General features: G+C 59.0%; 17 protein-coding genes and 2 tRNA genes. 18 read left to right on the forward strand and 1 reads right to left on the reverse strand.

What is annotated here, in order from left to right; genetic code table 11:
* The first annotated feature begins 17 nt into the window (after positions 1-17).
* The 3 genes from carB to FBY03_RS05110 are packed head-to-tail and all read left to right on the forward strand — an operon-like array spanning position 18 to position 4,121.
* The gene (carB, locus tag FBY03_RS05100) at positions 18-3,239 is read left to right on the forward strand and encodes a carbamoyl-phosphate synthase large subunit (RefSeq protein WP_147171114.1); all 3,222 of its coding nucleotides are present in this window, start codon (positions 18-20) and stop codon (positions 3,237-3,239) included.
* The gene (greA, locus tag FBY03_RS05105; protein WP_147171115.1) at positions 3,236-3,712 is read left to right on the forward strand and encodes a transcription elongation factor GreA; all 477 of its coding nucleotides are present in this window, start codon (positions 3,236-3,238) and stop codon (positions 3,710-3,712) included. Before carB ends, greA begins: the two co-directional genes overlap by 4 nt.
* A complete protein-coding gene (locus FBY03_RS05110) occupies positions 3,690-4,121 on the forward strand; it encodes a DUF4149 domain-containing protein (protein ID WP_256677867.1) in 432 nt (143 codons plus the stop codon). Before greA ends, FBY03_RS05110 begins: the two co-directional genes overlap by 23 nt.
* Positions 4,122-4,170: 49 nt before the next feature.
* Here the strand turns inward: FBY03_RS05110 and yhbY are convergent, their stop codons facing one another.
* Positions 4,171-4,482: a ribosome assembly RNA-binding protein YhbY gene (gene yhbY / locus FBY03_RS05115; RefSeq protein WP_025164686.1), complete on the reverse strand. Its 312-nt coding sequence runs from the start codon at positions 4,480-4,482 to the stop codon at positions 4,171-4,173.
* A gap of 101 nt (positions 4,483-4,583) precedes the next feature.
* Between yhbY and rlmE the strand changes: the two genes are divergently transcribed.
* The 15 genes from rlmE to pnp all read left to right on the forward strand — a co-directional run bounded on the left by rlmE (position 4,584) and on the right by pnp (position 19,804).
* On the forward strand, positions 4,584-5,207 hold the full coding sequence (gene rlmE, locus FBY03_RS05120; protein ID WP_147171116.1) for a 23S rRNA (uridine(2552)-2'-O)-methyltransferase RlmE: 624 nt from the start codon (positions 4,584-4,586) through the stop codon (positions 5,205-5,207).
* 198 nt (positions 5,208-5,405) lie between these two features.
* A complete protein-coding gene (gene ftsH, locus FBY03_RS05125; protein WP_147171117.1) occupies positions 5,406-7,322 on the forward strand; it encodes an ATP-dependent zinc metalloprotease FtsH in 1,917 nt (638 codons plus the stop codon).
* 8 nt (positions 7,323-7,330) lie between these two features.
* Positions 7,331-8,182: a dihydropteroate synthase gene (gene folP / locus FBY03_RS05130; protein ID WP_147171118.1), complete on the forward strand. Its 852-nt coding sequence runs from the start codon at positions 7,331-7,333 to the stop codon at positions 8,180-8,182.
* A 20-nt stretch (positions 8,183-8,202) separates the two neighbouring features.
* Positions 8,203-9,540 (forward strand): phosphoglucosamine mutase, encoded by a 1,338-nt coding sequence (gene glmM, locus FBY03_RS05135; protein ID WP_147171119.1) that lies wholly within the window; start codon positions 8,203-8,205, stop codon positions 9,538-9,540.
* Between the two features lie 65 nt (positions 9,541-9,605).
* A complete protein-coding gene (tpiA, locus tag FBY03_RS05140; protein ID WP_147171120.1) occupies positions 9,606-10,361 on the forward strand; it encodes a triose-phosphate isomerase in 756 nt (251 codons plus the stop codon).
* Positions 10,362-10,365: 4 nt separating this feature from the next.
* On the forward strand, positions 10,366-10,749 hold the full coding sequence (gene secG / locus FBY03_RS05145; RefSeq protein ID WP_147171193.1) for a preprotein translocase subunit SecG: 384 nt from the start codon (positions 10,366-10,368) through the stop codon (positions 10,747-10,749).
* A gap of 8 nt (positions 10,750-10,757) precedes the next feature.
* Positions 10,758-10,843: transfer RNA gene (locus FBY03_RS05150), tRNA-Leu, on the forward strand.
* Between the two features lie 96 nt (positions 10,844-10,939).
* Positions 10,940-11,016 (forward strand) — tRNA-Met (locus FBY03_RS05155).
* A 129-nt stretch (positions 11,017-11,145) separates the two neighbouring features.
* Complete coding sequence (rimP, locus tag FBY03_RS05160) at positions 11,146-11,604, forward strand: ribosome maturation factor RimP (protein WP_147171121.1); 459 nt, start codon at positions 11,146-11,148, stop codon at positions 11,602-11,604.
* A 47-nt stretch (positions 11,605-11,651) separates the two neighbouring features.
* Positions 11,652-13,133: a transcription termination factor NusA gene (nusA, locus tag FBY03_RS05165; RefSeq protein WP_147171122.1), complete on the forward strand. Its 1,482-nt coding sequence runs from the start codon at positions 11,652-11,654 to the stop codon at positions 13,131-13,133.
* Between the two features lie 26 nt (positions 13,134-13,159).
* Positions 13,160-15,649 (forward strand): translation initiation factor IF-2, encoded by a 2,490-nt coding sequence (gene infB / locus FBY03_RS05170; RefSeq protein ID WP_147171123.1) that lies wholly within the window; start codon positions 13,160-13,162, stop codon positions 15,647-15,649.
* Between the two features lie 119 nt (positions 15,650-15,768).
* Positions 15,769-16,176: a 30S ribosome-binding factor RbfA gene (rbfA, locus tag FBY03_RS05175; protein WP_147171124.1), complete on the forward strand. Its 408-nt coding sequence runs from the start codon at positions 15,769-15,771 to the stop codon at positions 16,174-16,176.
* Between the two features lie 4 nt (positions 16,177-16,180).
* Complete coding sequence (truB, locus tag FBY03_RS05180) at positions 16,181-17,098, forward strand: tRNA pseudouridine(55) synthase TruB (protein ID WP_147171125.1); 918 nt, start codon at positions 16,181-16,183, stop codon at positions 17,096-17,098.
* Positions 17,099-17,254: 156 nt separating this feature from the next.
* On the forward strand, positions 17,255-17,524 hold the full coding sequence (rpsO, locus tag FBY03_RS05185) for a 30S ribosomal protein S15 (RefSeq protein ID WP_025164698.1): 270 nt from the start codon (positions 17,255-17,257) through the stop codon (positions 17,522-17,524).
* A gap of 174 nt (positions 17,525-17,698) precedes the next feature.
* Positions 17,699-19,804, forward strand: a complete 2,106-nt coding sequence (gene pnp / locus FBY03_RS05190) for a polyribonucleotide nucleotidyltransferase (protein ID WP_147171126.1) — start codon at positions 17,699-17,701, stop codon at positions 19,802-19,804.
* Positions 19,805-20,392: the final 588 nt, after the last annotated feature.

The raw sequence follows: 20,392 nt of genomic DNA on the forward strand, positions 1-20,392 counted from the left end.
GGATTCGAGTAAGAAACATGCCAAAACGTACAGATATCAAAAGCATCTTGATCCTCGGCGCCGGCCCCATCGTGATTGGCCAGGCCTGCGAGTTCGACTATTCCGGCGCTCAAGCGTGCAAGGCCCTTAAAGAAGAAGGCTTTCGCGTCATCCTGGTGAACTCCAACCCAGCCACCATCATGACCGACCCGGCCATGGCCGACGCCACCTACATTGAGCCGATCAAGTGGTCCACCGTGGCCAAGATCATCGAGAAGGAGCGCCCCGACGCCCTGCTGCCGACCATGGGCGGCCAGACCGCGCTGAACTGCGCGCTGGACCTGGAAAAGCACGGGGTGTTGGAAAAATTCGGTGTGGAAATGATCGGCGCCAATGCCGACACCATCGACAAGGCCGAAGATCGCTCGCGCTTCGATAAGGCGATGAAGGACATTGGCCTGGCCTGTCCGGTTTCCGGCATCGCGCACAACATGGAAGAAGCCTACGGGGTTCTGGAAAAGGTTGGTTTCCCCTGCATCATTCGGCCGTCCTTCACCATGGGCGGCACCGGTGGCGGCATCGCCTACAACCGTGAAGAGTTCGAGGAAATTTGCGCCCGCGGTATCGACCTGTCGCCGACCAGCGAGTTGTTGATCGACGAATCGTTGATCGGTTGGAAGGAATACGAGATGGAGGTGGTCCGCGACAAGAAGGACAACTGCATCATCGTCTGCGCCATCGAGAACTTCGACCCGATGGGCGTGCACACCGGCGACTCGATCACCGTGGCCCCGGCACAGACCCTGACCGACAAGGAATACCAGATCCTGCGCAACGCCTCGCTGGCGGTACTGCGCGAGATCGGCGTGGAAACCGGCGGTTCCAACGTGCAGTTCGGCATCTGCCCGAACACCGGGCGCATGGTGGTGATCGAGATGAACCCGCGGGTGTCGCGTTCCTCGGCGCTGGCTTCCAAGGCCACCGGCTTCCCGATCGCCAAGATCGCCGCCAAGCTGGCGGTCGGCTACACCCTCGACGAGCTGCAGAACGACATCACCGGTGGTCGCACTCCGGCGTCCTTCGAGCCGGCGATCGACTACGTCGTGACCAAGATCCCGCGTTTTGCCTTCGAGAAATTCCCCAAGGCCGATGCCCGTCTGACCACTCAGATGAAGTCCGTCGGTGAAGTCATGGCCATCGGTCGGACCTTCCAGGAATCCATGCAGAAAGCCCTGCGCGGCCTGGAAGTCGGTGTATCCGGCTTCGATCCGCTGCTCGATCTGAACGATCCCGAGGCGGAAAGCACCCTCAAGCGCGAGCTGATCGTGCCGGGCGCCGATCGCATTTGGTACATTGGCGACGCCTTCCGTGCCGGCAAGACGGTCGCCGAAGTGTTCGAGCTGACCCGTGTCGACGAATGGTTCCTGGTGCAGATCGAAGACCTGATCAAGGACGAAGAGCGGATCAAGACCCTGAGTCTCGCCAGTATCGACCGCGATCAGATGTACAAGCTCAAGCGCAAGGGCTTCTCCGATATCCGTCTGGCCAAGCTGCTCGGCGTCTCCGAAAAGAGCCTGCGCAGCCACCGCCACAAGCTCAAAGTGCTGCCGGTGTACAAGCGCGTAGACACCTGCGCCGCCGAATTCGCCAGCGACACTGCCTATATGTATTCGACCTACGAGGAAGAGTGCGAGGCCAACCCGTCGAGTCGCGACAAGATCATGATCCTCGGTGGCGGGCCTAACCGCATCGGTCAGGGCATCGAGTTCGACTACTGCTGCGTGCACGCGGCCCTGGCGCTGCGCGAAGACGGCTACGAGACCATCATGGTCAACTGCAACCCGGAAACCGTCTCCACCGACTACGACACCTCGGATCGTCTGTATTTCGAGCCGGTGACCCTGGAAGACGTGCTGGAAATCGTCCGCGTTGAGCAGCCCAAGGGCGTGATCGTGCAGTACGGCGGGCAGACCCCGCTGAAGATATGTCGCGCCCTGGAAGAAGCCGGCGTGCCGATTATCGGCACCAGCCCGGACGCCATCGACCGCGCCGAAGACCGTGAGCGCTTCCAGCAGATGGTCCAGCGTCTGCACTTGCGTCAGCCGCCTAACTGCACCGCGCGCAGCGAGGAAGAGGCCCTGGCTGCTTCCAAGGTCATCGGCTATCCGTTGGTGGTGCGTCCGTCCTACGTATTGGGCGGACGGGCCATGGAAATCGTCTACCAGGAAGAAGAGCTGCGACGCTATATGCGCGAAGCGGTGAAGGTGTCGAACGACAGCCCGGTGCTGCTCGACCACTTCCTCAACTGCGCCATCGAAGTCGATATCGATGCCATCAGCGACGGCGAGACCGTGGTAATTGGCGCGATCATGCAGCATATCGAGCAGGCCGGCGTGCACTCCGGCGACTCGGCCTGCTCGCTACCGCCGTATTCGCTGCCGGCGCATATCCAGGACGAGATTCGCGACCAGGTCAAGAAAATGGCCCTGGAGCTCGGCGTGGTTGGTCTGATGAACGTGCAGATGGCGGTGCAGGGCGAGGATATCTTCGTCATCGAAGTCAACCCGCGCGCCTCGCGTACCGTGCCGTTCGTCTCCAAGTGCATCGGTATTTCCCTGGCGATGCTCGGTGCGCGCGTGATGGCGGGCAAGACCCTGGCGGAACTGGAGTTCACCCAGGAAATCATCCCGAACTTCTACAGCGTCAAGGAAGCGGTGTTCCCCTTCGCCAAGTTCCCTGGTGTTGATCCTATCCTCGGTCCGGAGATGAAATCCACCGGCGAGGTGATGGGGGTTGGTGATACCTTCGGTGAAGCCTTCGCCAAGGCGCAAATGGGTGCCAGCGAAGTGTTGCCGAACTCCGGTTGCGCCTTTATCAGCGTGCGCGATGATGATAAGCCCCTGGTGGCTGAAGTCGCCCGTGACCTGATCGAGCTGGGTTTCGAGGTAGTGGCCACCGCCGGTACTGCCAAGCTTATCGAGGCCGCCGGCTTGCCCGTGCGTCGGGTCAACAAGGTGACCGAGGGGCGTCCGCACGTGGTCGACATGATCAAGAACGACGAGGTCACCCTTATCATCAACACCACCGAGGGGCGTCAGTCGATTGCCGACTCCTACTCCATTCGTCGTAACGCCCTGCAGCACAAGATCTACTGCACCACCACCATTGCGGCGGGTCAGGCGATCTGTGAGGCGCTCAAATTCGGTCCCGAGAAGACCGTGCGCCGCTTGCAGGATCTCCATGCAGGAATCAAGGCATGACTAAATACCCGATGACGGTCCAGGGCGCTCGCGCCCTGGAGGAAGAACTGGCCCATCTGACCAAGGTGGTTCGACCCAAGCTGAGCCAGGACATAGGTACTGCGCGCGAGTTGGGTGACCTCAAGGAAAACGCCGAGTACCACGCGGCTCGCGAGCAGCAGGGTATGGTCGAGGCGCGGGTGCGCGATATCGAAGGTCGTCTACAGAACGCGGTAATCATCGATGTAACCAGCATTGCCCATACGGGCAAGGTGATCTTTGGTACGACTGTCGAAATCGCCAACGTCGAAACTGACGAAAGCGTGACCTACCAGATCGTCGGTGAGGACGAGGCGGCGATTAAGCTTGGTAAGATTTCGGTCGGCTCGCCTATCGCCCGTGCCCTCATCGGTAAGCAAGAGGGCGATGTGGTGACGGTAAAGACCCCGAGCGGCATGATCGAGTACGAGATTGTCGAGGTTCGCCATCTCTAAGCCCGCTGCTCTGGGTGCCGGGAGCATCAGCTGGCTGCTGGTTCAGACGTTCTGGGTCGGTGGCCTCTGGTTGCTGCATTTCGTGATGCTGCCAGCGTTGGCCAAGCTGGGCTTGGCGCCCTTGCTGGTTGAGGAGGTCGCGGACGCGCTTAAGCCTCTGTTGGTTGGCTTGACGGTCGTGTGCGCCGCTCTGCAGGTGGTGGTGTTGGTGCGGGCAGAGCGTTTGGCCAGTCTGTGGCGCGATATGCGTGGCCAGCTGTTGCTCTGTGTACTGGTCATGGCGGCTGGATATTTCACGGCGCGCCAGTGGTGGCCGGATGCACGGCCCTGGCTGCTATTCAGCTATCTGGTGTTGGCGTTCTGCGGTTTGCTGCTGGTATTGCAGCCCGTGCCGGCACGGCGCAGTTAAACGGTGTAGCTAGGCTGGAGGCGTGTAAGCTTCCAGCCTGTTGTGAATATCAGCCGTGAGCGCGGCTGATATTGGACAGGTTTTTGTTCGGCTTGGGGTTCTTGCGGTAAATCAAGGCCATCTTACCGATTACTTGTACCAGCTCCCCTTTGCCGGCTTTGCACAGCTCGTCGATGGTGGCGAGACGGTCGGCGCGCTCAACAATGCGCAGCTGCACCTTGATCAACTCGTGATCATTCAGCGCGCGCTCCAGCTCGGCCAGTACGCCTTCGGTCAACCCATTGTCTGCCACGATCAATACTGGTTTTAGGTGGTGACCGATAGATTTGAATTGTTTCTTCTGCTCCTGAGTGAGCGGCATAATCTGAACCCTGCGTCTGATCTGGTAAAAACGGCGCTCAGTTTACCCGAGCGTCTTCGGGGCCGCCCAGATATTCACACATTGCTAATTTGAGGTGCCACTTGGCCCGTTCCAAAACAAGCCTGCGGTGGCTGAAAGAACATTTCGATGACCCCTACGTCAAAATGGCGCAGAAAGATGGTTATCGATCGCGCGCGAGCTACAAGCTGCTGGAAATTCAGGAGAAGGATCGTATCCTGCGGTCGGGCATGACCGTGGTCGACCTGGGGGCTGCGCCGGGTGGCTGGTCACAGGTGACCAGCCGCGTGATAGGCGACAAGGGCACCTTGATCGCTTCGGACATTCTGGAGATGGACAGTATCCCCGACGTCACCTTCATTCAGGGTGACTTTACCGAGGATGCGGTGTTTACCCAGATACTTGAGTCGATTGGCGAAAAACCGGTAGACCTTGTGATTTCCGATATGGCCCCCAATATGAGTGGGGTAAGGGCTACCGATCAGGCGCGCGCCATGTATTTGTGCGAGCTGGCGTTGGATCTGGCCGGGCGCGTGTTATGCCCGGGTGGTGATTTTTTGATCAAGATTTTCCAGGGCGAAGGTTTTGATCTGTACCACAAGCAGGTACGCGAGATGTTCGACAAGGTGCAGATGCGCAAACCGCTGTCGTCGCGTGATCGTTCACGTGAGCAGTACCTGCTCGGGCGCGGTTTTCGCGGCTTGTAAGATTCGATGCAACCAAGGACTGGCTCGTCAGTCCAAGAAAAGTAGAAGAGCCGGCTCGGGTTGCGGCTCATAAAGGGTTACAGACGGTGCCTGCCAGGTGCGGGTGTTGTGTAGTAAGTTAGATCGGTACATAACTGGTCGTCATGCGAAGCGCGCTTCGGCACGGGGCCTGCTTCAGAGGGTAGCTAATTGAACGACATGGCAAAGAATCTGATCCTGTGGCTGATCATCGCCGCAGTCCTTGTGACTGTGATGAATAATTTCTCCACGCCGAGCGAGTCGAACAAGCTCAATTATTCCGAGTTTATCCAGCAGGTTCAGGATGGCGGAGTTAAGCGGGTAACGGTGGACGGCTTTATCATCAGCGGCGTGCGCACAGATGGTTCTCCGTTCGAGACCGTGCGTCCGGCTATTCAGGATAACGGCCTGATCAAGGACCTGATCGACAACAACGTCGAGATTGTCGGCAAGCAGCCGGAACAGCAGAGCATCTGGACTCAGTTGCTAGTGGCCAGTTTTCCAATTCTGGTGATCATTGCAGTATTCATGTTCTTCATGCGCCAGATGCAGGGTGGTGCGGGAGGCAAGGGCGGGCCGATGAGCTTCGGCAAGAGCAAGGCACGCCTGCTGTCTGAAGATCAGGTCAAGACCACCTTCGCCGACGTTGCCGGTTGCGATGAGGCCAAGGAAGAAGTTAGCGAGCTGGTCGAGTTTCTGCGCGACCCGGGTAAGTTTCAGCGCCTCGGTGGGCGTATCCCGCGCGGCGTACTGATGGTCGGCTCGCCGGGTACCGGTAAGACGCTGCTGGCCAAGGCCGTGGCTGGCGAGGCCAAGGTGCCGTTCTTCACCATCTCCGGTTCCGATTTCGTGGAAATGTTCGTCGGTGTTGGTGCATCGCGCGTACGCGACATGTTCGAGCAGGCGAAAAAGCATGCGCCGTGCATCATCTTTATTGATGAGATCGACGCAGTCGGCCGTCATCGTGGTGCGGGTATGGGTGGCGGTCACGACGAGCGTGAGCAGACCCTCAACCAGTTGCTGGTAGAGATGGACGGCTTTGAAATGAACGATGGCATCATCGTCATCGCCGCCACTAACCGGCCGGATGTACTCGACCCGGCGCTGTTACGTCCTGGTCGTTTCGATCGCCAGGTGGTCGTGAACCTGCCAGACATTCGCGGTCGCGAGCAGATTCTCAAGGTGCATATGCGCAAGGTGCCGATGGGTGAAGATGTCGCCCCGGCGGTCATTGCTCGTGGCACCCCTGGCTTCTCCGGTGCCGATTTGGCCAACCTGGTCAACGAAGCCTCGCTGTTCGCGGCGCGTGCCGGCAAGCGTCTGGTCGAGATGAAGGAGTTCGAGCTGGCCAAAGACAAGATCATGATGGGCGCCGAGCGCAAGACCATGGTCATGTCGGAGAAAGAAAAACTCAATACGGCTTTCCATGAGGCCGGCCATGCGATTGTTGGGCGTCTGGTGCCGGAGCATGATCCGGTCTACAAGGTCTCGATCATTCCCCGTGGACGGGCTCTGGGGGTGACCATGTTCCTCCCCGAGGAAGATCGTTACAGCCTGAGCAAGCGTGCGCTGATCAGTCAGATTTGTTCGCTGTTCGGCGGTCGGATTGCCGAGGAAATGACGCTGGGCTTCGACGGTGTAACCACCGGCGCTTCCAACGACATCATGCGCGCCACCCAGCTGGCGCGGAACATGGTGACCAAGTGGGGGCTGTCGGAGAAGCTCGGCCCGTTGATGTATGTCGAGGAGGAGGGTGAGGTCTTCCTGGGTCGCAGCATGGGCAGCCAGCACAACAATGTGTCGGCTGACACGGCGAAGATGATCGACCTCGAGGTGCGCAGCATCATTGATGAATGCTACGCCACGGCCAAACGCTTGCTGGCGGAAAACCGCGACAAGCTCGATGCCATGGCCGAAGCCTTGATGAAGTATGAAACCATCGATGCCGACATGATCGACGACATCATGAATGGTCGCCCGCCGCGCGAGCCGCGTGACTGGGATGGTGGTGCGGGCGATGCAGATGTGCCTGTGGTTAAAGCCGCTGAGCCAGACCTGCCCGAAAAGCCGGTTGGTGGTCCTGCCGCCGAACATTAAGGCCTGCCATGTCTGTATCGCTTAACTTGAACCGGCTGCCTTGCGGCAGCCGGTTTCTCGATTTGTCCCGTCCGCAGGTGATGGGTATTTTGAATGTCACCCCCGACTCTTTTTCCGATGGCGGGCGCTATGGACAGCGCGATGCGGCCTTGCGTCATGCCGAGGCCATGGTTAAAGCCGGTGCGACGCTGATCGATGTGGGCGGTGAGTCGACCCGGCCGGGCGCCTTGCTGGTCTCGCCGACCGAAGAGCTCGAGCGCGTAGCGCCAGTGGTCGAAGCCATTGCGGCTGAGCTCGATGTGATTATTTCGGTGGACACCTCGACGCCGGCAGTGATTCGCGAGAGTGCTCGTCTGGGTGCGGGGCTGATAAACGATGTGCGCTCATTGCGGCGCGACGGCGCTCTTGACGCCGCCGCCGATAGCGGTCTGCCAGTATGTCTGATGCATATGCGCGGCGAGCCGGGAACCATGCAGCAAAATCCTGAATACACGGATGTGCTGATCGAAGTGCGTGACTTTCTGGCAGAGCGAATCGCCGTGTGCGCCGCGGCTGGAATTGCCGCCGAGCGGATAGTCCTCGATCCGGGCTTTGGTTTCGCCAAAACCCTGGAGCACAATCTCAGTCTCTTCAAGCACCTTGGTTCATTACTTGATCTCGGTCGGCCGTTGTTGGTTGGTGTATCGCGCAAAAGCATGATCGGGCACGTCCTGGGGCACGAAGTGGGTGAACGTTTGGTTGGCAGTCTGGCCTTGGCGGCCCTGGCGGTGAGCAAGGGCGCGCATATCCTGCGGGTGCATGATGTGGCCGAGACGGTCGACGTGGTGCGCATGATTGCTGCAGTCGAAGCGGCCGAATAATTTAGAAGGATGCGTGGCTGATGGGTAGAAAATATTTTGGCACTGACGGTATTCGTGGGCGCGTCGGCGAATTTCCTATTACTCCGGATTTTATGCTCAAGCTCGGCTGGGCGGCAGGCATGGCCTTTCGTAAGCAGGGCAAGTGCCGCATCCTGATTGGCAAGGACACGCGGATCTCAGGCTACATGTTCGAGTCGGCGCTGGAGGCGGGTTTGTCTGCTGCTGGGGCGGACGTCATGTTGCTGGGTCCGATGCCAACGCCTGCCATCGCCTACTTGACGCGCACCTTCCATGCCGAGGCCGGCATCGTGATCAGCGCCTCACACAATCCGCACCACGACAACGGCATCAAGTTTTTCTCGGGGCAGGGCACCAAGCTCCCGGATGAAGTGGAGTTGATGATCGAAGAGCTGCTCGATGCGCCGATGACGGTAGTCGAGTCTGGGCAGTTGGGTAAAGTCTCGCGGATCAACGACGCCGCTGGCCGCTATATCGAATTCTGTAAAAGCAGCGTGCCGACGAACACTGACTTCGCGGGCCTGAAAATCGTTGTCGATTGTGCTCACGGTGCTGCCTACAAAGTGGCGCCGAGTGTTTTTCGCGAGCTCGGTGCCCAGGTTACGGTGCTGTCGGCGCAGCCTGATGGGTTGAACATCAATGATGGCTGTGGCTCGACGCACGTTGAGGCGCTGCAGGCAGAAGTGGTGGCTCAGCATGCCGACCTGGGTATTGCGTTCGATGGCGATGCCGATCGCGTGCTGATGGTCGATCATACCGGCACCTTGGTGGATGGCGATGAATTGCTGTTCATCATTGCCCGCGACCTGCAGGAGCGCGGCAAATTGCAAGGCGGCGTGGTCGGTACGCTGATGAGTAATCTCGGTCTTGAGTTGGCGCTTGCCGACTTGGACATCCCCTTCGTACGGGCCAAGGTCGGTGATCGATACGTTATCGCCGAACTGCTGTCGCGAGATTGGCAGTTGGGCGGGGAGAATTCCGGACACCTGGTGTGCTTCCAGCACACCACCACAGGCGATGCGATCATCGCCGCCTTGCAGGTGCTGTTGGCGCTTAAGCGGCGTGAGCAGCGCTTGGCCGAGGCTCGTCAGGGGTTGCGCAAGTGTCCACAGGTGCTGGTCAATGTACGCTTTGCCGGCGGTGTTGATCCGCTGGAACACCCGGCAGTGCAGGACGCCAGCGCCAGGGTGACTGAGCGTATGGCCGGGCGAGGGCGGGTGTTGTTGCGTAAATCTGGCACCGAACCGTTAGTGCGAGTGATGGTTGAGGGCGATGATGAGGCCCAGGTGCGCGGCTATGCCGATGAATTGGCTGAGGTTGTTGCGAAGGTTTGCACCTGATTCGGCTTGCCAGTCCTGGTGCCGTTGGGTAACATCTGCGCCCTCTTTGACCGACGAGGTAAAGCATGCGCCGCCCTTTGGTTGCTGGTAACTGGAAAATGCACGGTTCCCGCGCTGGCGTAGCAGAGCTGATCATGGGTCTTCGTGAGCAGGCATTGCCGGCTGATGTCGAGGTCGCGGTTTTTCCGCCGTATGTGTATCTCGCTAAGGTCGTCGAAGGGCTGGGCAAGGTCGCTGTAGGAGTCGGGGCGCAAAATTGTGCTATCGAGCCGCAGCAAGGGGCTTTGACTGGCGAGATTGCGGCCTGTCAGTTGCAAGATATAGGTTGTTCGATGGTGTTGGTTGGCCATTCGGAGCGCCGCTTGTTGCTGGGCGATAGCGATGATTGGGTGGTTCGCAAGTTTGCGGCTGCCCAGGCCTGTAGCTTGACTCCGGTGCTGTGTGTGGGGGAGACCCTGGAGCAGCGTGAAGCGGGTAAGACGCTTGAAGTGGTTGGGCGTCAGTTGGCTAGCGTAATCGATGCCTTGGGTGTCGAGGTGTTTGTGCGTGCTGTAGTGGCTTATGAGCCGGTGTGGGCGATTGGTACCGGCTTGACCGCATCGCCTGAACAGGCGCAGCAAGTACATGCGGCCATTCGCATGCAATTGGCGGCCAAAAGCGCTGAAGTGGCGAATGGTGTAAGAATTCTTTATGGTGGCAGCGTCAAGGCCGCCAATGCCGCCGAGCTGTTCGGCATGCCGGATATCGATGGGGGGCTTGTGGGTGGAGCCTCTCTGAATGCAGATGAGTTCGGGGCGATTTGTCGCGCCGCAGGAAACTGAAAAAATGCTGGAAACAGTCGTAGTTGTTTTTCATCTGCTGGGAGCGATCGGTGTGGTCGCTCTGGTTCTGTTGCAGCAGGGTAAGGGTGCCGATGCGGGTGCTTCATTTGGTTCGGGTGCTTCTGCTACCGTTTTCGGTAGTCAAGGTTCCTCTACCTTTTTGAGTCGCGTTACTGGTATACTCGCCACCGCTTTTTTCTTAACTAGCTTGGGCTTAGGCTACTTTGCTAAAGAAAAAGCTGATGCGCTAACTCAGGTAGGTTTGCCTGATCCAGCAGTGCTGGAAGTGCAGCAGGAAAAACCGGCAGCTGAAGATGTGCCGGTGCTCGAAGAGCAAAAGCCAGCAGTGAATGCGGCGGATGTGCCTCAGGCTCCAGAGCAGCAGTAAACGTTTTTGCCGAGGTGGTGGAATTGGTAGACACGCTACCTTGAGGTGGTAGTGGCCATAGGCTGTAGGGGTTCGAGTCCCCTCCTCGGTACCAATTTCAAGTAGGCCCGCTGTATGCGGGCTTTCTTGTTGCTGGAGCATCGGTTGACCCTTTGGTGGGTTCGGCCGTATACTTCGGCCCCAGCTTTGACGCGGGGTGGAGCAGTCTGGTAGCTCGTCGGGCTCATAACCCGAAGGTCGTTGGTTCAAATCCAGCCCCCGCAACCAGTAGTAGCGGAGCCCCTGTTAAGGGGCTTTTTGCTAGCTGGGAGACAGAATTTCCGGTCTTTAGAGGCCGGTTGACAGGATGGGCGTTTCGCCCTTTTTTTATTTTCACAGCATGCGCGAGGGGCTCAGGTGTCGAGCAAGCTAGAACAGTTGCAGGCCTTGGTGGCCCCAGTAGTCGAGGCGCTTGGCTATCAGTGCTGGGGCATCGAGTTCTTGTCGCAAGGGCGGCATTCACTGCTGCGAATTTATATCGACCATGCCGATGGTGTTCTCATCGAAGATTGCGAGAAGGTCAGTCGACAGATCAGCGGCGTTCTCGATGTCGAAGATCCGATCAGCGCCGAGTACACCCTTGAGGTGTCTTCGCCAGGTATGGATAGACCACTGTTCACCCTGGAGCAATTCGCCAGTCATGCCGGTGAGCAAGTGAAAATCAAGCTGCGTTCGCCTTTCGAAGGGCGTCGCAACTTTCAAGGCCTCCTTCGTGGAGTTGAAGAGCAGGACGTGGTAGTGCAGGTGGATGACCACGAGTTCCTGTTGCCGATCGACCTGATCGACAAGGCCAATATTATCCCCCGGTTTGATTGAGACGCGGATCCCGCGGATCCAATGGATTGCGAAAGGCGAGGCGTACGATGAGCAAAGAAGTACTGCTGGTTGTTGAGTCGGTATCCAACGAAAAGGGTGTGCCGGCGAGCGTAATTTTTGAAGCGCTGGAACTGGCCTTGGCCACAGCGACGAAGAAGCGGTTCGACGACGAGGTTGAGTTGCGCGTGGCGATCAATCGCCAAACGGGCAACTATGAAACTTTCCGTTGCTGGACTGTAGTGGAAGAGGCCGACTTCGAAGACCCGGCGCATCAACTGACGGTTGATATGCCGCAGGCGATGGAAGCCAACGCGAAAGTCGGTGAGGTCCTGGAAGAAAAGATCGACTCGATCGAGTTCGGCCGCATCGCTGCACAGACTGCCAAGCAAGTCATCGTGCAGAAGGTACGTGAAGCCGAGCGTGCCCAGGTGGTCGAAGCCTATCGCGAGCGATTGGGCGAAATCATCTCCGGTACGGTGAAAAAAGTGACCCGCGACAACGTCATCGTTGATCTGGGTAACAATGCTGAAGCCCTGCTGGCTCGTGAGGACATCATCTCGCGTGAGACTTTCCGTGTCGGTGCGCGCTTGCGTGCGCTGCTCAAGGAAATTCGTACCGAGAACCGTGGCCCGCAATTGATTCTTTCGCGTACTGCGCCGGAAATGCTGATTGAGCTGTTCCGCATTGAAGTGCCGGAAATCGCCGAAGAGCTGATCGAGGTTATGGCCGCTTCGCGAGACCCGGGTTCGCGCGCCAAATTGGCCGTTCGCTCCAAGGATAAGCGTATCGATCCGCAAGGCGCCTGTATCGGTATGCGCGGTTCGCGCGTGCAGGCAGTCTCGGGTGAGCTAGCGGGTGAGCGTGTGGATATCGTGCTGTGGGATGACAATCCGGCGCAGTTCGTAATCAACGCCATGTCGCCGGCTGAAGTTGCGGCGATCATCGTCGACGAAGATGCCCATGCCATGGATATCGCCGTCGGTGAGGACAATCTGGCCCAGGCCATCGGTCGAGGTGGCCAGAACGTACGTTTGGCCAGCCAGCTGACCGGCTGGACGCTCAATGTCATGAGCGAAGCGGACATCCAGGCCAAGCAGCAGGCTGAAACTGGCGACATTCTTCAGCGTTTTATCGACGAGCTGGAAGTCGATGAAGAGCTGGCTCAGGTGTTGGTGGACGAAGGTTTCACCAGCCTGGAAGAAATCGCTTATGTGCCGATGGAAGAGATGCTCAGCATCGACGGTTTCGATGATGAAATCGTCAACGAGTTGCGGTCGCGGGCTAAAGATCGCCTGCTGACCAAAGCCATCGCCACTGAAGAAAAGCTGGCAGACAGCCACCCGGCCGAAGACCTGCTCTCACTCGAGGGTATGGACAAAGGTTTGGCGCAAGAACTGGCAGTACGCGGTGTGATTACCCGCGAAGACCTGGCCGAGCAGTCGATTGACGACCTGCTCGACATCGACGGCATCGACTCTGAGCGTGCCGGCAAGCTGATCATGGCCGCCCGAGCCCATTGGTTCGAGTAAGTTTTACGGCCTGAGGAGAGAAGTGCATGACGCAAGTCACGGTGAAAGAACTGGCCCAAGTGGTCGACACACCGGTAGAGCGCCTGCTGCAGCAGATGCGTGAGGCGGGTTTGCCGCACAGCAGTGCCGAGCAAGTTGTCACCGATAATGAGAAGCAAGCGTTGCTTGCTCATCTCAAGAGCAGTCACGGCGATAAAAAGGCTGAAGAGCCACGCAAGATTACTTTGCAGCGCAAAACCACCAGCACGCTTCGTGTTGCTGGCAGCAAGACCATCAGCGTTGAAGTGCGCAAGAAGAAAACCTTCGTCAAGCGCAGCGCAGAAGAGATTGAGGCCGAGAAGCAGCGTGAGCTCGAAGAGCAGCGTGCGGCAGCCGAAGCAACACGTCTGGCGGCTGAGGCCGATGCCAAACGTCGTGCCGAGGAAGAGGCGCAGCGCCAAGGTTCTGCAGCCGCGGCTGGGGAGGTTGCTGCACCGGTTGCGCCTGCCGCCGCCGTAGAACTGCCTACAGTTGCGCCCGTTGTTGAGGAGCGCAAGAAAGATGAACCGCGTCGCACCGATAAGCCACGTAATGACGACGCTGACCGTCGCAGTGAGCGCAAAACCACACAGCATCGCCCAACCGTTAAGGAAAAGGCGCCTGCCCCGCGCGTTGCTCCGCGCACCATCGACGAGGAAAAAGACAGTTTCCGCCGTGGTGGCCGAGGCAAGTCGAAGCTGAAGAAGCGCAATCAGCACGGCTTCACCAGCCCGGCTGGCCCCATCGTGCGTGACGTGCTGATCGGTGAAACCATCACCGTGGGCGACCTGTCGCAGCAGATGTCGGTAAAAGCCGCCGAAGTGATCAAGTTCATGTTCAAGTTGGGCACCCCGGTGACCATCAATCAGGTACTGGATCAGGAAACCGCACAGTTAATCGCCGAAGAACTGGGCCACAAGGTCAAGCTGGTCAGCGACAATGCGCTCGAAGATCAGTTGGCCGAATACCTGAAGTTCGAAGGCGAGTCGATTTCCCGTGCGCCGGTTGTCACGGTCATGGGTCACGTTGACCATGGTAAGACCTCGCTCCTCGACTATATTCGTCGCGCCAAAGTGGCCGCGGGTGAAGCCGGTGGCATCACTCAGCATATCGGTGCCTACCACGTAGAAACCGAGCGCGGCATGGTGACCTTCCTCGATACTCCGGGCCACGCGGCGTTCACCGCCATGCGTGCACGGGGTGCCAAGGCGACCGACATCGTCATCCTGGTTGTGGCGGCGGACGACGGCGTGATGCCGCAGACGATTGAAGCTGTTCAGCATGCCAAGGCTGCTGGGGTTCCGCTGGTCGTGGCCGTGAACAAAATCGACAAGCCGGGTGCCGATCTCGATCGCATCAGAAGCGAATTGTCGGTCCACGGCGTGACTTCCGAAGAGTGGGGTGGTGATACGCCATTCGTGTCCGTCTCGGCGAAAGCCGGTACCGGTGTCGACGACCTGCTCGAAGCAGTCCTGCTGCAAGCCGAAGTGCTGGAGCTGAAAGCGACCCCGTCCGCCCCAGGGCGTGGCGTCGTGGTTGAGTCGCGTCTCGACAAGGGTCGCGGTCCGGTTGCCACTGTGCTGGTTCAGGACGGCACCTTGCGTCAAGGCGATATGATTCTGGTCGGCTCGAACTATGGCCGCATCCGCGCCATGCTCGACGAGAACGGTAAGTCGATCAAGGAAGCCGGCCCAGCGATCCCGGTCGAGATTCTCGGTCTCGATGGTACGCCGGAAGCAGGCGACGACATGACTGTCGTAGCCGACGAGAAGAAGGCCCGCGAAGTCGCCCTGTTCCGTCAAGGCAAGTTCCGCGAAGTCAAGCTGGCTCGTGCGCATGCTGGCAAGCTGGAGAACATCTTCGAGAACATGGGGCAGGAAGAGAAGAAGACGCTGAATATCGTCCTCAAATCCGATGTCCGTGGCTCGCTGGAAGCTCTGCAGGGCTCGCTCGGCGGGTTGGGCAACGACGAAGTGCAGGTGCGCGTAGTCGGCGGCGGCGTCGGTGGTATCACTGAGAGTGATGCCAACTTGGCCCTGGCGTCCAATGCCGTACTGTTCGGCTTCAACGTGCGTGCCGATGCCGGTGCGCGCAAGATCGTCGAGCAGGAAGGTCTGGATATGCGTTATTACAACGTGATCTACGACATCATCGAAGACGTCAAGAAGGCCCTGACCGGCATGCTTGGCAGTGATGTTCGCGAGAATATCCTGGGTATCGCCGAAGTGCGTGACGTGTTCCGTTCGCCGAAGTTTGGCGCGGTGGCCGGTTGCATGGTTATCGAAGGTGTGGTGCACCGCAACCGTCCGATTCGCGTGCTGCGTGATGACGTGGTGATCTTCGAAGGCGAACTGGAGTCCCTGCGCCGCTTCAAGGACGACATGTCCGAGGTGCGTAGCGGCATGGAGTGCGGTATCGGCGTGAAGAGCTACAACGACGTCAAGGTCGGCGACAAGATCGAAGTGTTCGAGAAAGTCCAAGTGGCTCGCAGCCTGTAACAGGCATGTAAGCGCGAGTTGCGATACGCAGCGCCCGGCCCCGTTTACGCGCGGCCGGGCGTTTGCCGCTTTTAGGTCCACTGCTTATCCGGGCAGTGTGGCGAGTGAAGGTAGTAGAAATGGCCAAAGAATTTAGCCGGGCCCAGCGCATCGGCGATCAGATACAGCGCGAGCTGGCACAGTTGATCCGCATGGAAATCAAAGACCCGCGTCTGGGTGGTCTGGTGACCGTGACCGCGGTGGAAGTCAGTCGCGACTCCAGCCACGCCAAGGTGTTCGTCACCGTGATGGGTGGCGAGCCGCAAGAGGGTGTGGATAGCGTGGCGCAGAGCATCAAGGTGCTCAACGATGCCAGCGGTTTTCTGCGCATGCAGTTGGGCAAGGCGATGAAACTGCGCAGCGTGCCTAACCTGCGCTTCCACTACGACGCCAGCGTGATTCGCGGCGCACAGTTGTCGGCCTTGATCGAGCGGGCGGTGAGTCAGGATCGTCAGCATGGCGACGAATCCACCGAGGCCGAGGAGTAAGCGCGTGGCCCAGGTCAAACGTATTCGTCGTCCGGTCAATGGCATCATCCTGCTCGACAAGCCCCGTGGCTTCAGCTCCAACGCGGCGCTGCAAAAGGTCCGCTGGCTGCTCAATGCCGAGAAGGCGGGGCACACGGGCAGCCTCGACCCGCTGGCCACCGGCGTATTGCCGCTGTGCTTCGGCGAGGCGACCAAGTTTTCCCAGTACCTGCTGGACGCCGATAAAGGCTACGAGACGCTGATGCAGCTGGGTGTCACCACCACCACCGCGGATGCCGAAGGCGAAGTGTTGGAGCGTCGTCCGGTGACCGTTGGTCGCGCCGATATCGAAGCGCTGCTGCCGCGTTTTCGCGGTGAAATCAGTCAGATACCACCGATGTACTCGGCGCTCAAACGTGATGGCCAGCCGCTGTACAAGCTGGCGCGTGCCGGTGAAGTAGTGGAGCGTGAGCCGCGTTCTGTTACTATTGCGCGCCTGGAATTACTGGCCTGCGAGGCTGAGCAGGCGAGCCTCGCAGTTGATTGCAGCAAGGGCACCTATATCCGCACCCTGGTCGAGGATATCGGTCAGTTACTCGGTTGCGGTGCTCACGTTGCGCAGCTGCGCAGAACCAAGGCGGGCCCCTTCGATTTGAGCCGTACCGTGACGCTCGAAGAGCTGGAACGTGTGCATGCCGACGGTGGCAATGATGCGGTCGACCAGTTTCTCCTGCCGGTGGACAGTGGCCTGCAGCATTGGCCGTTGTTGCAGTTCTCCGAGCACAGTTCGTTTTATTGGTTGCAAGGGCAGCCGGTCCGCGCACCGGAAGCGCCGAAATTCGGCATGGTGCGGGTGCAAGATCACAACGGTCGCTTTATCGGTATCGGTGAAGTGAGCGAAGACGGGCGGATAGCGCCGCGTCGTTTGATTCGGTCGGTTTGACCGTAGTGGGTGGTCGCAAACCTTAGGTTTGCGATGTCCATGTCGAGGGTGGCTGTTAATAGGCACGGTCATACCTCATTTAAAAACACGGGAAGTAATTTCCGGCCTATTGGAACTGCTGGTTTTCGGCAGTTTCCTAACTGAGAGGAAGCCCACATGGCACTCAGCGTTGAAGAAAAAGCTCAGATCGTTAACGACTACAAGCAAGCTGAAGGCGACACTGGTTCGCCGGAAGTGCAAGTTGCCCTGTTGTCCATCAACATCAACAAGCTGCAAGGTCACTTCAAGGCCAACGGTAAGGACCACCACTCGCGTCGTGGCCTGATCCGTATGGTTAACCAGCGTCGCAAGCTGCTGGATTACCTGAAGAGCAAGGACGTTAGCCGTTACAGCGCCCTGATCGGTCGCCTGGGTCTGCGTCGCTAAGCAATGCTTACGCGAAGCTGAATGCCGAAGCTGGAAGTGGGGGTTATCCCTGCTTCCAGCTTTTGCCTTTCAGTTACACGCGTTTTGGACGGCTGCGGGTTCGACTCCCGCTGTTGCCCACGAATTCTGCAAGAAACAGCTTTCCCCAAAGGCAATGAAGAGAAGGAAAACACCGTGAACCCGGTCATCAAGAAATTCCAGTTCGGTCAGTCGACCGTTACCCTCGAGACAGGCCGTATCGCCCGTCAAGCCTCCGGCGCAGTGCTGGTCACCGTTGACGATGACGTTGCCGTACTGGTCGCCGTCACCGGCGCCAAGACTGCCGACCCAAGCAAAGGCTTTTTCCCGCTGTCGGTGCATTACCAGGAAAAAACCTACGCAGCCGGCAAGATCCCCGGCGGTTTCTTCAAGCGTGAAGCGCGTCCTTCCGAGAAAGAGACCCTGACTTCGCGCCTGATCGACCGTCCGATCCGTCCGCTGTTTCCGGAAGGCTTCCAGAACGAAGTGCAGGTCATCTGCACCGTGATCTCCACCAGCAAGAAGACCGACCCGGACGTCGCTGCGATGATCGGTACCTCGGCAGCTCTGGCCATCTCGGGTATTCCGTTCAACGGCCCGATCGGTGCCGCACGCGTCGCCTTTCACCCGGAAACCGGCTACCTGCTGAACCCGAACTACGAGCAGCTCAAGGCTTCCAGCCTGGACATGGTCGTCGCCGGTACCAAAGACGCTGTGCTGATGGTTGAGTCGGAAGCCAAAGAGCTGACCGAAGACCAGATGCTCGGTGCCGTGCTGTTTGCCCACGACGAATTCCAGGTGGTGATCCAGGCCATTACCGAGCTGGCTGCCGAAGCCGCCAAGCCGACCTGGGACTGGCAGCCCAAGCCCGAGAACACTGCCCTGCTCAACGCTATTCGCGGCGAGTTCGGCGAGGCTATCTCCCAGGCTTACACCATCACCGTCAAGCACGAGCGTTATGCCCGTCTGGGTGAGCTGCGCAATGAAATCGTCGCCAAGTTCGCAGGCGAAGAAGGCCAGCCGACTGCCGGTGAAGTCAAAGAGGTGTTTGGCGAGATCGAATACCGCACCGTGCGTGAGAACATCGTCAACGGCAAGCCGCGTATCGATGGCCGTGATACCCGTACCGTCCGCGGTCTGAACATCGAAGTCGGGGTACTGGACAAGACCCACGGTTCGGCGTTGTTCACCCGTGGCGAAACCCAGGCCCTGGTGGTTGCCACCCTCGGCACCGCACGTGACGCACAGCTGCTCGACACCCTCGAAGGCGAGCGCAAAGACCCCTTCATGCTGCACTACAACTTCCCGCCGTACTCGGTCGGTGAGTGTGGTCGCATGGGCGCTACTGGCCGCCGCGAAATCGGTCACGGCCGTCTGGCTCGTCGTTCCATCGCGGCCATGCTGCCGAGCGCCGACGTGTTCCCGTACACCATTCGCGTGGTCTCGGAAATTACCGAGTCCAACGGTTCCAGCTCCATGGCTTCGGTCTGCGGTGCCTCCCTGGCGCTGATGGACGCCGGTGTGCCGATGAAGGCGCCGGTTGCCGGTATCGCCATGGGTCTGGTCAAGGAAGGCGAGAAATTTGCAGTTCTGACCGACATCCTCGGTGACGAAGATCACCTCGGTGACATGGACTTCAAGGTAGCCGGTACTGACAAGGGCGTTACTGCTCTGCAGATGGATATCAAGATCCAGGGCATCACCGAAGAAATCATGGAAATCGCTCTGGGCCAGGCCCTGGAAGCGCGCCTGAATATCCTCGGCCAGATGAACCAGGTACTCGCCCAGTCGCGTACCGAACTGTCGGCCAACGCACCGACCATGATCGCGATGAAGATCGATCAGGACAAGATTCGCGACGTGATCGGCAAGGGTGGCGCGACCATCCGTGCCATCTGCGAAGAGACCAAGGCCTCGATCGACATCGAAGACGACGGCACCATCAAGATCTTCGGCGAAACCAAGGAAGCGGCTGAGGCAGCGCGCCAGCGCGTTCTGGGTATCACCGCAGAGGCCGAAATCGGCAAGATCTATGTCGGTAAGGTTGAGCGCATCGTCGACTTCGGCGCCTTCGTTAACATCCTGCCGGGCAAGGACGGTCTGGTGCACATCTCGATGCTGAGCGATCAGCGTGTCGAGAAGGTCACCGATATCCTCAAAGAAGGCCAGGAAGTGAAGGTTCTGGTACTGGACGTGGACAACCGCGGCCGTATCAAGCTGTCGATCAAGGATGTAGCGGCAGCCGAAGCCTCAGGCGTGTAACAGCACCTGTACTTCAGGTTAAGAAAAAAGGGTCCCTTCGGGGACCCTTTTTTGTTTGGTTATTAGCAGCCGCGGCAGTGCAGTCAGGGTTGAACCGGCGCGCTGCGGTTGTGCGTGGCATCGAGATACCGAGGGCATGGCACGCTAGGGTCTGTTGCCGTTTCATTCGCGGCCGCGCCGTAGCCTGTTTTTGCGCGAGGCAAGGCACGAGGAGCGCGGTTTGGTTGTTCCAAATGAGCGACGAGAAACGCCGCATCGCGCAAAAACAGGCCCGGCCCTTCGGGTTGCGCGGGAAATGGCCCCCGCTGTTGTTGCAGGACTTGGCAAGGGAATGACCATTACCTGCGTCCTGCGCCTAATCGGGGGCCATTTCTCGCGGCAACGCGGCTCGCAATGAAACGGCAACAGACCCTAGCCCCTGAACGGGATTTGAGGCTGTCAGTGGGGAGGGGGCGTTCGCCTATGCCGCTACACAAGCCCTCAAGGCTTGAGCGGCGCGGCCACTGATAACAGTGCGCGATTGGCTCCTGCCAAGGCTGTCGGCTGGTTGTCTGTGTTTTACCGGATGCCGGCGATATAGGCGCATCC

Source organism: Pseudomonas sp. SJZ079 (genome assembly GCF_007993865.1).
Taxonomy (GTDB): Bacteria; Pseudomonadota; Gammaproteobacteria; order Pseudomonadales; family Pseudomonadaceae; genus Aquipseudomonas.

Bases quoted from the DNA above. Each gene is read 5' to 3' on its own strand.
- nusA (WP_147171122.1), top strand. From the start codon at position 11,652: ATGAGCAAAGAAGTACTGCTGGTTGTTGAGTCGGTATCCAACGAAAAG.
- secG (WP_147171193.1), top strand. From the start codon at position 10,366: ATGCTGGAAACAGTCGTAGTTGTTTTTCATCTGCTGGGAGCGATCGGT.
- folP (WP_147171118.1), top strand. From the start codon at position 7,331: ATGTCTGTATCGCTTAACTTGAACCGGCTGCCTTGCGGCAGCCGGTTT.
- tpiA (WP_147171120.1), top strand. From the start codon at position 9,606: ATGCGCCGCCCTTTGGTTGCTGGTAACTGGAAAATGCACGGTTCCCGC.
- carB (WP_147171114.1), top strand. From the start codon at position 18: ATGCCAAAACGTACAGATATCAAAAGCATCTTGATCCTCGGCGCCGGC.
- yhbY (WP_025164686.1), bottom strand. From the start codon at position 4,482: ATGCCGCTCACTCAGGAGCAGAAGAAACAATTCAAATCTATCGGTCAC.
- ftsH (WP_147171117.1), top strand. From the start codon at position 5,406: ATGGCAAAGAATCTGATCCTGTGGCTGATCATCGCCGCAGTCCTTGTG.
- greA (WP_147171115.1), top strand. From the start codon at position 3,236: ATGACTAAATACCCGATGACGGTCCAGGGCGCTCGCGCCCTGGAGGAA.
- infB (WP_147171123.1), top strand. From the start codon at position 13,160: ATGACGCAAGTCACGGTGAAAGAACTGGCCCAAGTGGTCGACACACCG.
- glmM (WP_147171119.1), top strand. From the start codon at position 8,203: ATGGGTAGAAAATATTTTGGCACTGACGGTATTCGTGGGCGCGTCGGC.
- rbfA (WP_147171124.1), top strand. From the start codon at position 15,769: ATGGCCAAAGAATTTAGCCGGGCCCAGCGCATCGGCGATCAGATACAG.
- rpsO (WP_025164698.1), top strand. From the start codon at position 17,255: ATGGCACTCAGCGTTGAAGAAAAAGCTCAGATCGTTAACGACTACAAG.